We start from the raw sequence: 12,376 nt of genomic DNA, 5'->3' as shown, positions 1-12,376 counted from the left end.
CGATGTCTACCACCTCCAAGATCTGGATCGACGATCTTCCGAAGGATCGGCTGATTGCTGAATTCTCCGTCTGGTCGGCCGATCTCATGCGTCTCGCCGATGATCTCGGACGTGTCGATCCTCACGTCGACATCCTCCATATCGATGTCGCCGATGGCCATTTCGCGCCGGCGATGTTGTTTTTCCCCGATCTCGTGGCCGGTGTGCGCAAAGTCTCCGCGCGCCCCATCCATGTTCACTTGATGGTTGCCGACAGCATCATCCTGTCGCAGATCGAGCAGTTCGCCGATGCCGGCAGCGACCTTATCAGTCTTCATGTCGAAAACGAACGCGTCGCCGACCAGGCTCTCGATCTTCTCGATCGCCGCGGTGTCGCAGCCGGCATGGTTCTCAAGGTCGACACCCCCGTCGAGCGGATCGAGACATACGCTTCCCGGCTGCGTTTCGTGACGCTGCTTGGCACGGCGATCGGCGTGAAGGGCCAGGGCCTCGACGAGAAGGCCGGCGCCCGGCTTCAACAGGCAAAGCGGATCATCGCCGGCTGCGGTGCGGCCGATCGGATCGTATTGGCGGCCGATGGCGGCATTCGCGAGCACACGGTGCCGCTCCTGCGCCAGTCCGGCGCGGAAACGGTCGTTCTTGGTTCCCTGGCTTTCAATGCGCCGTCGCTCGATGAGCGGATGGCATGGATGCGCGCACTCTAACCGGCGGTCTTCACATGCAGCAGGTTGCCATTGGCATAGACCTCGGCGGAACGCAGGTGCGCGCCGCCCTTGTCGACGAGCACGGCAGGATCCTGACGCGTTTGGCCGAACCGACGGATGCGCTGGCCGGCCCCGACCGGGTGCTTGCCCAGATTTGCGGCCTCGCCGATCGGCTGTTTGCCGCATCGAAGCCTGCTTCGGTGGTGGGCGTCGGCGTATCCGCCCCAGGCCCGCTCGATACGGTCGCCGGTATCGCAACCGATATCCCGACCCTTCCGGGCTTCGTTGATTTTCCGCTGAAGGAGGAGTTGCAGAAGCGCTTTGCCTTTCCGGTCGATCTCGAAAACGACGCCATTGCCGCGGCGATCGGCGAGTGGCAGTTCGGTATCGGCAAGGGGCTTGATAACCTCGTCTATGTCACGGTCAGCACCGGGATCGGCGGCGGCGTTATCTCGGATGGTCGCGTGGTGCGCGGCCGCAAGGGCATGGCAGCTCATGTCGGGCACATGTCGGTGGTGCCGAACGGCGAGCTTTGCCCTTGCGGCAACAGAGGCTGTTTCGAGGCCTATGGATCTGGGCCGGCATTTGCGCGGCGCGCGCAAATGCGGGCGATGGAAAGCCGCGACACGACGTTGGGCAGCAATGGCGGCGCCATCGACAGCCGCAGCGTTTTCGCGGCGGCCCGAGATGGAGACCGTCTCGCCAATCAACTGGTCGACGAGGAAGCGGAGATTCTCGGCCGCGGCTTCACCAGCCTGATCCATATCTTCAGTCCCGATATCATCGTCATGGGGGGAGGGCTCTCCCACCAATTCGACCGTCTGCAGCCGGGTATCCAAGCCTATATCAGCCAATGGGCAATGCCGGCATTCAAGGATGTCAGGGTGATGCTGGCGGCACTGGATCAGAACTCGGGCCTTGTCGGCGCGGCGGCTCTGGCGTTTCTGGCGGGGAAGGTCGCTCCGATCGATCATCCTTAGAGAACACTCGGGTCCTGTACGCGTCGATAGGTTGCTCCGTCAGGGCGGTGGGGCGGTACTTTCCCTGAGGATCAGTTCGACCGGCCACAATTCATGGACCTCATCCGCGGCACGTCCGGCGATAAGCTGTAGCGTTAACTCAGCACAGCGCGTGCCCGCAGCACGCATCGAGGATCGCGTCGTCGAGAGCGACGGCACCATGTTTTCGGCCGTCAGATAAGGGAAGACGTCGTCATGGGCGATGACCGAAACATCCTGTCCCACCGTCATCCCAAGCGAACGGACGGCGCGGTAAACCCCAAGCGCCGTCATCGTGGAGCCAGCGACGATGGCGGTCGGCGCATTCGCTCTCTCGAGGAAGGAGCGGGCATGGCGAAAGCCGCTTTCGTCGGAGAATTTATCGCAGACCATCAGGTTAGGATCGGCAGTCAGCCCACGCTCTTGATGCGCCAGCCGAAAACCCTGCTCGCGATGGATCGAATAGGTCTTGCCCCTGAGGCCGTTGATCATGGCGATGCGCCGGTGCCCGAGGTCGAGCAGGTGTTCGGTGGACCTGCGCACGGCATTTTCATTATCGATATCGAGCCAGGCGTGAACGTGCTCGGTTTCCGAGCGGCCGTGAACCAGGAAAGGCACGCCGAGGCTGTTCAGCATCTCGATCCGAGGGTCCCGGGGGCGTGGCGAATGAATGATCACTGCATCCACCCGGCGGCTTTCGACCAGGCGTCGATAGGCCTGGATCTCGTCGTCATCATTGTGTGCGGTGATGGGCGTGATGAGAATATCCGTATCGGCCGTTTCCAGGCGCTGCGCCATTCCCGACACGAATTCAGCGAAATGAATTTCTCCCGAACGTCCCATCATAACGCCTATCGCTCCGGCTCGTCCGGTCTTTAGCCGCACGGCATTGATATCGGGGCGATAGCCAAGCCGCATTGCTTCGCTTGCAACCCGGGCGCGCGTGGCTTCGCTCACCTCTGGGTAGCCGCTGAGCGCACGGCTGACCGTCGTCGGAGAAAGCCCAAGCTGCTTTGCAAATTCACGAAGTTTCATCGGGTGTCTTCTTTATCTCGGCAATCAATGGACGATGCTTAGGCGATGCGCAACGGGCAAGCGCCCAATTCGATGGCAATTGAAATCGATTTCAATTCTACTGACTTGAAATGTCGCGTGTAGGCACCATAAATTGCCTCTTAAGCTGTATATGATGCCATCATTGACATGTTGCGCAACTGTGAAGTGCCAGTTTGTTGGCTTGACGCCGCCAAGGCCTTCTGCAATGTTCTGCGGGCCAAATCGATTTCAATTTCTGGGAGGAGATCATGAAACAGTTTGCCTTGGCCTTATCCGCGCTCGCCGTCGCGGTCGCCGGCCCGATCCGCGCCGCCGAAATTTCGTTCGCCGCCAACACCACCGGGAAAAGCATCGAATTCCTGCAGAAGCAGGTTGCTGTTTTCGAGAAGGAGACCGGCAATCATGTCAAGCTCGTCACTATGCCATCATCGAGCAGCGAGCAGTTCTCCCAATACCGCCTGTGGCTTGCGGCCGGAAACAAGGACATCGATGTCTATCAGACCGACGTGATCTGGGCGCCGCAGCTTGCCGACCAGTTCATCGATCTGAAGGAGGCCACCAAAGACGTGGTCGCTCAGTTCTTCCCGTCGATCATCGCGTCGCAGACCGTCAATGGCCGGCTCGTGGCGCTGCCGTTGTTTACCGATGCTCCAGCGCTGTTTTACCGAAAGGACCTGCTCGACAAATACGGCAAGCAGCCGCCGAAGACCTGGGACGAGATGGCCGCCACCGCCAAAGAGGTTCAGGATAAAGAACGCCAGGCCGGACAGAAGGACCTCTGGGGCTACGTGTTTCAGGGCAATTCCTACGAAGGGCTGACCTGCAACGCGCTGGAATGGGTGAAGTCGTCGGGCGGCGGCCAGATCGTCGAGACGGACGGGACGATCTCCATCAACAATGAGAAGGCGGCTGCAGCAATCGAACGCGCCAAGAGCTGGATCGGCACGATCTCACCGCCAGGCGTGCTCGCCTATCAGGAAGAAGAATCGCGCGGCGTCTGGCAGACCGGCAATGCCGTCTTCATGCGCAACTGGCCTTATGCCTATTCCCTCGGCAATGGTGCCGACAGCGCCGTGAAGGGCAAGTTCGACGTGATGACGCTACCGGTCGCGGCCGCCGGCGACAAGCCGTCTTCGACGCTCGGCGGCTGGAATCTGGCGGTGTCGAAATACTCCCAAAAGCAGGAAGCGGCCATCGCGCTGGTAAAATTCCTGGCGTCGAAGGACGTTCAAAAGGCGCGTGCCGTCGAGCTGTCCAATTTGCCGACGCTGACGGACCTTTATGACGACAAGGATGTTGCCGCGGCGCAGCCCTTCATGCCGAATTGGAAACCCATCTTCCAGGACGCGGTGCCGCGTCCTTCGGCGACGGCCAAAATCAAGTACAATGAAGTGTCCTCGAAGTTCTGGACTGCAGTTCACAATACTCTGTCCGGCAGCGGCTCAGCTGCCGAGAACCTCGAGCTTCTCGAAGCCGACCTGACGACCCTCAAGGGCGACGCCTGGTGACTATCGGGACCGGCGGCTGTCAAGCCGTCGGTCCGGTCTTCGGCCTGCGTCAACGAGGAGGGGCGTTTCATGACAGAAATCGTAGTTCCACAAGCGATTGAACCAAGGCTTTCCAAGCTCAGAGCCTCTACGGAGCTGCAATCCGAACGCATTCGATCTGCCTGGATGTTTCTGGCGCCGACGCTGTTGATCCTGGCGATCGTCGCCGGATGGCCGCTGTTCAGAACGATCTATTTCAGCTTTACCAATGCGTCGCTCAACGACCTTGGCAATGCGCAGTTCGTCGGCTTTTCCAATTATCTGTCGTGGGTGACGCTGAAGAGCGGAAGGACTGTCTATCGCGGGCTGCTTGCCGATCCGGTCTGGTGGCATGCTGTCTGGAATACCGCCAAGTTCACCGTCCTTTCTGTCGTGATCGAGACCGTGCTCGGACTGATCGTCGCCCTCGTGCTGAATGCCCGGTTCGTCGGACGGGGGATCGTACGGGCCGCAATCCTGATTCCTTGGGCGATCCCAACGATCGTCTCGGCCAAGATGTGGGCTTGGATGCTCAACGACCAGTTCGGTATCTTGAATGAGCTTCTGCTCGGCTTCGGCCTGATCAACGAGAAGATTGCCTGGACCGCCAATCTGGAAACGGCAATGATCGCCGTGCTGATCGTTGACGTCTGGAAGACGACGCCTTTCATGGCGCTTCTGATCCTTGCGGGACTGCAGATGGTCCCGGGCGACATCTATGAAGCCGCCAAGATCGACGGCGTCAATCCGATCAAGGTGTTCTGGCGTCTGACGCTGCCGCTGATCCGGCCGGCCATCATGGTTGCCGTGATCTTCCGGATGCTGGATGCGATGCGCATCTTCGATCTGATCTATGTCCTGACGCCCAACAATGCGCAGACCAAAACCATGTCGGTGATGGCGCGCGAGAACCTGTTCGACTTTGACAAGTTCGCCTACGGCGCCACCGCCTCAACGGTGCTTTTCCTGATCATTGCCTCCGTCACCGTCCTTTATATCTGGCTCGGCCGCGTCAAGCTCGGTGGGGAGGAACGCTGATGCTGCTTTCGATCACCAAGAATACGCTCTTCTACCTGCTCGTCACGATCATCGTCATCATTGCGGTGTTTCCGTTCTACTATGCCATCCTGACGAGCCTGAAGACCGGCACGGCGCTTTTCCAAGTCGATTACTGGCCGACCTCGATCTCTTTTGCCAACTACACTTCCGTGATGGGTCAAGGTGGGTTCGTTCGCAGTCTTGCGAATTCCGCGATGGTCGCCTGCGTCGTGGTTTCCGCATCGCTGTTGCTTTCGATCACCGCCGCATTCGCGTTGGCGCGGGTGAATTTCCGCGGGCGGGCGCTGTTGATGCTGACCATCCTCTCGGTGTCGATGTTTCCGCAGATCGCCGTTCTTGCCGGCCTCTTCGAACTCATTCGCTGGTTCGGCATTTTCAACACGCCTTTCGCACTGATCTTTTCCTACATGATCTTCACGCTACCGTTCACCGTCTGGGTGCTGACGACCTTCATGCGGGAATTGCCGATCGAGATCGAGGAGGCGGCGATCGTCGATGGCGCTTCGCCATGGGTCATTATCACCCAGGTGTTCATGCCGTTGATGTGGCCGGCGCTGGTGACGACCGGGCTGCTTGCTTTCATCGCCGCGTGGAATGAGTTCCTTTTTGCGCTGACATTCACATCATCGGATACGCAGCGGACCGTCCCGGTGGCGATTGCCCTGCTGTCGGGCAACAGCGAATTCGAGATCCCCTGGGGCAACATCATGGCGGCGTCGGTCATCGTCACCGTCCCGGTTGTCGTGCTTGTTTTGATATTCCAGCGCCGGATCATTTCGGGATTGACCGCCGGCGGCGTCAAGGGTTGAGGGAGTAGGACATGGCAGAAATCCGACTGGAGAACATCCGCAAGAGCTTCGGTGCTTTCGAGGTGATCAAGGGCGTGACGATGGACATCCGCAGGGGCGAGTTCATGGTGTTCGTGGGGCCGTCGGGATGCGGTAAGTCCACGCTGCTCCGGCTTATCTCCGGCCTGGAGGACATTACGTCGGGAACCCTCTCCTTTGACAGCACGACGGTGAACCAGCACGCGCCATCGAAGCGAGGGGTCGCCATGGTGTTCCAGTCCTATGCGCTCTATCCGCATATGACGGTCTTCGACAACATGGCTTTCGGCATGAAGCTGTCCGGGCGCACCAGAGACGAATGCCGCCAGCGTGTTGAAGAGGCGGCCGGCATGCTGCAGCTCTCACCCTATCTGGATCGCTTGCCGCGCCAGCTTTCCGGCGGACAGCGCCAGCGCGTCGCAATCGGGCGGGCGATCGTCCGCGATCCCAAGGTGTTTCTCTTCGACGAGCCGCTGTCCAACCTCGATGCGGCGCTTCGCGTCGCGACCAGGCTGGAAATCGCCAAGCTTCATCGCAGCATGCACAACACGACGATGATCTATGTGACTCATGATCAGGTCGAGGCGATGACGCTGGCCGATCGGATCTGCGTGTTGAGGGACGGCGTCGTCGAGCAGATCGGTACGCCGCTCGAACTTTACGAAAGCCCCAATTCGCTCTTCGTTGCCGGCTTCATCGGTTCGCCGAAAATGAACTTCCTGTCGGGCGGGCTGGCACAGCCCTACGGCAGCCATACAATCGGCGTGCGCGCAGAGCATGTTCACATCACGGCCGAGTCGCCGGTTTGGAGCGGCACGGTCATCCATTCGGAAATCCTCGGCTCCGATAGCTTTGTCTATGTGGATATCGGGGCGGATGAGCCGCTCATCGTGCGGGAGGCCGGTGTCTCCCGTCACGAGCCAGGCCAGACGCTTGGCCTTGCACCGCTTGCCGGCCATGTCCACCGTTTCGACCGCTCGGGCCGGGCGCTGGAGCGGGCATCCCTGCAGGCTGCCTGATCTTCCCAGGGTCGATGCTCTTCCCAAGGCTCGATCCGTTTAACCACCAGGAGTAAACAACGTGACCATTCGCACCATTGTCTGGGGTGAAAACATCCACGAGACTACCAATGAAATCGTCCGCGGCATCTATCCCGAGGGCATGCATACGACGATCGCCAATGCTTTGAATACAGACCCCGGCATTTCGGCGACGACGGCGACGCTGCAGGAGCCGGAGCATGGGCTGAGCGAGGCCCGCCTTGCCGAAACCGATGTGCTGACCTGGTGGGGCCACAAGGATCACGGCGCGGTCTCCGACATCGTCGTCGAGCGGATTGCCAAGCGCGTCTGGGAAGGCATGGGTCTGCTTGTCCTGCATTCCGGCCATTTCTCGAAAATCTTCAAGCGGTTGATGGGCACACCCTGCGCGCTGAAATGGCGCGAGGCGGGCGAGCGCGAGCGGCTGTGGACGATCAACCCGCGCCATCCGATCGCCGCCGGCATCGGCGAGCATTTCGAACTGGAGAACGAGGAAATGTACGGCGAGCAGTTCTCGGTGCCGGAGCCGCTCGAAACGGTGTTCATCTCCTGGTTCCAGGGCGGGGAAGTGTTCCGCTCCGGCCTGACCTGGCGGCGCGGCGCCGGCAACATCTTCTATTTCCGCCCCGGCCACGAGACCTATCCGACCTATCACGACGCCACTGTCCAGAAGGTGCTGATCAACGGCGTCAAATGGGCGTACAACCCGCAAGGGTCGTTGACTGGCATTACCGACGCCCCAAATGTGCCGGTAGAAAAGGCACTGGAGCCGATCGTCGAACGCGGCCCGAAACTGCACCAGGCCGGCGAAGCCGGTTACCGCTGAGGAGCTGAGACACCTTACTCGCGTGGACGCCAAGACAGGGGATTGGCCCGCAAGAAACGGGCTGATCTCTTCCTCGGCAAGAGCGTCGGGCGCTTGCGAAAGACGACCGATTTTGCTGCCAACAGTTCGACAAACAAATGAGGACAAAGATGCGCTTGATCATTCTCGGAACCGGAGGATGGGCAAATACCCATGCCATGAATTTTTCGGAAATTGCCGGCGTGAAAATCGTTGCCGCCGTCGATACGGACGAGGTCCGGCTGCGGGCGTTCGCGCTCAGGCATGCTATCCCGCTGACGTTCACATCGCTCGATGATGCCCTTGCGTGGGGGGAATTCGATGCCGTGACCAATGTGACGCCGGATCGCGCCCACCATTCCACGACGATGAAGTTACTTCGCGCCGGCAAGCATGTGCTCTGCGAGAAGCCGCTGGCGGTCAACTACCGCGAAGCCAAGGAGATGGCCGACGCCGCGGCGGCGTCCGGCAAGGTCACGATGGTAAACCTCACATATCGCAACGTGGCGCCGCTGCAAGCAGCCCGCAGGATGGTGCTGGACGGGCGCCTCGGCGCGATCCGGCACTTCGAAGCCTCCTATCTGCAAAGCTGGCTGGTCTCAAAGGCCTGGGGCGACTGGACCAAAGAGTCGCAGTGGCTTTGGCGGCTGTCGACGAAACACGGCTCCAATGGTGTGCTGGGTGATGTCGGTATCCATATTCTCGACTTCGCGGTTTTTGCCGCCGGAAGCGACGTCAAGGCGGCGGCATCGCATCTTAAAGTGTTCGACAAAAGCCCAGGGAACCGGATCGGGGAATACGACCTCGATGCAAATGACAGTTTCTTGATGATGGCTGAACTCGAAAACGGTGCGGCGGGCGTTATCCATGCAACGCGCTGGGCGACCGGCCATCTGAATGAATTGCGCCTGCGCCTGCATGGAGACAAGGGTGCGCTGGAGGTGGTGCATACGCCCGAGGGCTCGACGCTGAGGACCTGTGAAGGTGCTGACGCCGACAAGGCGATCTGGCGCAAGATCGAGGTCGAACCGGTCATCACCAATTTCCAGCGATTTGCAAACGCCGTGCGAAAAGAACAGCCGGACGAGCCAGGTTTCGCTCACGCTGCCAAGCTGCAATTTGTTCTTGATCACGCGGTAAAGACGGCTGGCGCTTTGACTGATCTTTAGAGTCTGTTGGTCGATCGGCGTCGGTCTCGTGGAGGCTCCTCGCCAAGGGAACAGCACGGGGCGCGGCCGACCGTGTCAAATTCGGCGATTCAGCTCGTCTTCGCTGACGCCGAAATGGTCGAGGATGATGCCGACGTTGCGGCGATGAGACTTGAAATAGACGTCGAAGAGATCGCCGATCAGCGGAACTGTGCCGCAGGCGGCATCGACGCCGAGATTGGCGGCCATGCGGGCGAGTTTGTGGCCGGGAAGGCCAAGCCGCCTTGCCTCGTCGATGATGAAAAGACCGATGAGCGAACCGGCAATGTCGCCGACGGCCGGGATGAGGCCGAGGACCGAGTCTGCGCCGATCCGTACACCGATGACCGGCAATCGAACGGCCGTATCCATCAGACGGGCTATGCCGACAGCGCGCCGAATTCGCCCGAGTTCGGCAGAGGTGAGGTATGTCGTCTTGCCCGTGTCCATGGCCGTGAAACGCCGCAAAACCGATAAGGTTCGCCTGCCGCGCGACAAGCGATCGCGCTTATCTCTAAAGCATGTCGCGCAAAAGTGCGCAGCGGTTTTGCGGCAACGACATGCGCAAAAACAAAGAGCTAAAGCGCGGGGAGCGAATCTGAAAGATCGCGACGCGCTTTAGTCCGGAACCACGACCAGTTTGCCGACAAAATTCTTCGCCATGAAATCGGTCTGGGCGCGGTGGAATTCCGACAGCGGATAGACGCCGCCGACGAGCGGCCGGATCTTCCGGCTTTCGATGTGGCCGACGAGCCGGCGGAAATCGGCGCGGCTTCCCTGGCTCGAGCCGTGCAGCTCCAGTTGCTTCAGATACATCGTCCTGAGGTCGAGCTGGACGACCGGGCCGGCGATGGCGCCGGCGGTGGTATAGCGGCCTTCGGGGCGCAGGATCTTCAGGAGGTCATTGAACAACGGCCCGCCGACGAGATCGGCGACGACGTCGATCGGCTGACCCCGGCTGACGGACTGGACGGCTTCGACCAGATCGTCCTTGCCGCGGGTCACCACCGCTTCGGCGCCGATCCCGAGCATCGCCGCCTCCTTGCCGGGACCGGCGACCGCGATCGGGATGGCGCCGCGGGCGCGCGCCAGCTGGATGATCGCCGAGCCGACGCCGCCCGAGGCTCCGGTGACGAGGACGCGTTCGCCGGCGGCAAGCCTTGCCCGTTCCAGCATGCGTTCGCCAGTCAGATAGGCGCAGCAGAAGGTGGCGAGTTCGACGTCGGTCAGATCGGTCGCGGCGACATGGGCGTTCTCGGCCGGCAGCGCCATATATTCGGCATAACCGCCATCGCGGCCATGGCCCATATAGTCGATGTCGGCAAGGCTGTCGTCGTCGCGGTTGTAGATCGAGAAATCGACCATGACACGTTCGCCGATGCGTGCCGGATCGACGCCGGCGCCGACGTCAACGATATGGCCGACCGTATCGGTGCCCTGAATGCGCGGGAAGCTCAGCGTATTGCCCTGCCGGCGCCAGCTGGAGACGGCGGAGGGGTCGTCCTCTGTACCGTAAGCGCCCTGGCGTACCCAGACATCGGTGTTGTTCATGCCGCAGGCGGTGACGCGGATCAGAACCTCGCCGTCGGCGGGCGTCGGGACGGGCGCGTCCCTGACATAGACGAGCTTGTCCAACCCGCCATGGCCGGTGAGCAGGACGGCCGCCATCTTTTCCGGGATCGTCATGCTGTTCTCCTCCTCAGACAGACTTGAAGATGGTTTCGATGGCATCGGCCGCGGCCTTGACGACGATATCGGCCTCCTCGCGTGTGAGGCAGAGCGGCGGGGCAAAGCCGAGGATATCGCCCTGCGGCATGGCGCGGCCGATGACGCCGCGTTCGAGAAGGGCGGTGGCGATTTGCGGGCCGATCTTGCGGCCGGCATCGAAGAACTTTCGGTCGTCCTTGTCCTCGACGAATTCGACCGCCGCCATCAGCCCGTCGCCGCGGACCTCGCCGACGTTGCGGTGGCTGCCCACCGCTTTTGCCAGTTCCGAGCGGAAATAGGCGCCGGTCGCGCCGGCATTTTCGACGAGGCCGAGTTCGTCGATCAGTTCGAGATTGGCAATGCCGGCGGCAGCACAGATCGGATGGGCGGAATAGGTCCAGCCGTGGCCGATCGCTCCCAACTGGTCGGAGCCTTGCACCAGCACCTGCCACATCTTGCTCGAAACGATTGTGCCGGAAAGCGGAGCATAGGCCGAGGTCAGGCCCTTGGCGATGGTGATCAGGTCCGGCTTCATGCCATAGTGATCCGAGCCGAACATCGTGCCCAGACGCCCGAAGCCGGTGACGACTTCGTCGGCGACGAGCAGGATGTCGTATTTGTCGAGCACGGCCTGGATCTTCTGCCAATAACCCTTCGGCGGCGGCACGATGCCGCCGGTGCCGAGGATCGGTTCGCCGATGAAGGCGGCGATCGTGTCCGGGCCTTCGGCGAGGATCATCTCCTCGAGCCTGTCAGCGCAATATTGCGAGAACTGCTGCTCGTCCATCGAGCGGTCGGGCCGGCGGAAATAATAGGGCGCTTCGGTGTGAAGGATCGGCGCGCGCGGCAGGTCGAAGGCATTGTGGAAGAGCGCCAAGCCGGTGAGGCTGCCGGTCATGACGCCGGCGCCGTGATAACCGCGCCAGCGCGAGATGATCTTCTTCTTCTCCGGCCGGCCGAGGATGTTGTTGTAATACCAGATGAGCTTGATGTTGGTCTCGTTGGCGTCCGAGCCCGACAGGCCGAAATAGACGCGGCTCATGCCATCACGCGCACGATCGATGATCATCTTCGAAAGCGTGATCGAGGCCTCGGTGCCGTGGCCGACATAGGCGTGGTAATAGGCCAGGTTCTTTGCCTGTTCGGCGATCGCGTCGGCGATCTTCTGGCGGCCATAGCCGACATTGACGCAATAGAGCCCGGCAAAGGCGTCGAGGCTTGTCCGCCCCGTCGTATCGGTGATGTAGACGCCTTCGCCGCCGGCGACGACGCGGGTCGGCGTCTCGCCGCGGGCGTGCATGCCCATATGGGTGGAGGGATGGAAGAAATGATCGCGGTCCCAGGCGGTGAGTTCGTTGCTTTTGTCGAGCATGTCCTGTCCTCTTTTCGAATGGGGGTTAGTGCATGTCGCCCGGAAGTGTGCAGCGG

The 12,376-nt window shown here is 61.0% G+C and carries 13 protein-coding genes; 8 read left to right on the top strand and 5 right to left on the bottom strand.

Features of this window, described 5'->3' with window-relative positions:
* The first annotated feature begins 2 nt into the window (after positions 1–2).
* Together CO657_RS26175 and CO657_RS26170 are read left to right on the top strand one after the other, a co-directional pair.
* Positions 3–704, top strand: a complete 702-nt coding sequence (locus tag CO657_RS26175) for a ribulose-phosphate 3-epimerase (protein WP_054185267.1) — start codon at positions 3–5, stop codon at positions 702–704.
* 14 nt (positions 705–718) lie between these two features.
* Complete coding sequence (locus tag CO657_RS26170) at positions 719–1,684, top strand: ROK family protein (protein ID WP_054185266.1); 966 nt, start codon at positions 719–721, stop codon at positions 1,682–1,684.
* Between the two features lie 39 nt (positions 1,685–1,723).
* On the opposite strand, the gene CO657_RS26165 is transcribed toward CO657_RS26170, so the two are convergent.
* Complete coding sequence (locus CO657_RS26165) at positions 1,724–2,737, bottom strand: substrate-binding domain-containing protein (protein WP_054185265.1); 1,014 nt, start codon at positions 2,735–2,737, stop codon at positions 1,724–1,726.
* Positions 2,738–3,006: 269 nt separating this feature from the next.
* Here CO657_RS26165 and CO657_RS26160 point away from each other — a divergent pair, with 269 nt between their 5' ends.
* From CO657_RS26160 to CO657_RS26140, 5 genes are all read left to right on the top strand, one after another.
* Positions 3,007–4,266 carry an ABC transporter substrate-binding protein gene (locus CO657_RS26160; RefSeq protein ID WP_054185264.1) on the top strand — a complete coding sequence of 420 codons (1,260 nt, stop codon included), beginning with the start codon at positions 3,007–3,009 and terminating at the stop codon, positions 4,264–4,266.
* A gap of 69 nt (positions 4,267–4,335) precedes the next feature.
* Positions 4,336–5,322, top strand: coding sequence for a carbohydrate ABC transporter permease (locus CO657_RS26155; RefSeq protein ID WP_054185263.1), 987 nt, complete (start codon positions 4,336–4,338; stop codon positions 5,320–5,322).
* The gene (locus tag CO657_RS26150; RefSeq protein WP_003591439.1) at positions 5,322–6,152 is read left to right on the top strand and encodes a carbohydrate ABC transporter permease; all 831 of its coding nucleotides are present in this window, start codon (positions 5,322–5,324) and stop codon (positions 6,150–6,152) included. The genes CO657_RS26155 and CO657_RS26150 overlap by 1 nt, the downstream gene beginning before the upstream one ends.
* Positions 6,153–6,163: 11 nt before the next feature.
* Entirely contained in the window at positions 6,164–7,189 is a 1,026-nt protein-coding gene (locus CO657_RS26145; protein WP_054185262.1) for an ABC transporter ATP-binding protein, read from the top strand.
* A gap of 61 nt (positions 7,190–7,250) precedes the next feature.
* Positions 7,251–8,036, top strand: a complete 786-nt coding sequence (locus tag CO657_RS26140) for a ThuA domain-containing protein (protein WP_054185261.1) — start codon at positions 7,251–7,253, stop codon at positions 8,034–8,036.
* 14 nt (positions 8,037–8,050) lie between these two features.
* On the opposite strand, the gene CO657_RS37595 is transcribed toward CO657_RS26140, so the two are convergent.
* Positions 8,051–8,320, bottom strand: a complete 270-nt coding sequence (locus CO657_RS37595; protein WP_245293020.1) for a hypothetical protein — start codon at positions 8,318–8,320, stop codon at positions 8,051–8,053.
* On the opposite strand from CO657_RS37595, the gene CO657_RS26135 reads away from it, so the two are divergent.
* A complete protein-coding gene (locus CO657_RS26135; protein ID WP_245293019.1) occupies positions 8,234–9,223 on the top strand; it encodes a Gfo/Idh/MocA family protein in 990 nt (329 codons plus the stop codon). The genes CO657_RS37595 and CO657_RS26135 overlap by 87 nt on opposite strands.
* Positions 9,224–9,298: 75 nt before the next feature.
* Here CO657_RS26135 and CO657_RS26130 read toward each other — a convergent pair whose 3' ends face one another.
* The 3 genes from CO657_RS26130 to CO657_RS26120 all read right to left on the bottom strand — a co-directional run bounded on the left by CO657_RS26130 (position 9,299) and on the right by CO657_RS26120 (position 12,320).
* Positions 9,299–9,691: a DUF4112 domain-containing protein gene (locus tag CO657_RS26130; RefSeq protein WP_054185259.1), complete on the bottom strand. Its 393-nt coding sequence runs from the start codon at positions 9,689–9,691 to the stop codon at positions 9,299–9,301.
* Positions 9,692–9,859: 168 nt separating this feature from the next.
* The gene (locus tag CO657_RS26125) at positions 9,860–10,927 is read right to left on the bottom strand and encodes an alcohol dehydrogenase family protein (RefSeq protein ID WP_054185258.1); all 1,068 of its coding nucleotides are present in this window, start codon (positions 10,925–10,927) and stop codon (positions 9,860–9,862) included.
* Between the two features lie 13 nt (positions 10,928–10,940).
* Positions 10,941–12,320, bottom strand: coding sequence for an aspartate aminotransferase family protein (locus CO657_RS26120; RefSeq protein WP_054185257.1), 1,380 nt, complete (start codon positions 12,318–12,320; stop codon positions 10,941–10,943).
* Between the last annotated feature and the right edge of the window lie 56 nt (positions 12,321–12,376).

Origin of the sequence: Rhizobium acidisoli, assembly GCF_002531755.2 — a bacterium.
Lineage (GTDB): Bacteria > Pseudomonadota > Alphaproteobacteria > Rhizobiales > Rhizobiaceae > Rhizobium > Rhizobium acidisoli.
This window is presented reverse-complemented; position numbering and strand designations above follow the sequence as displayed.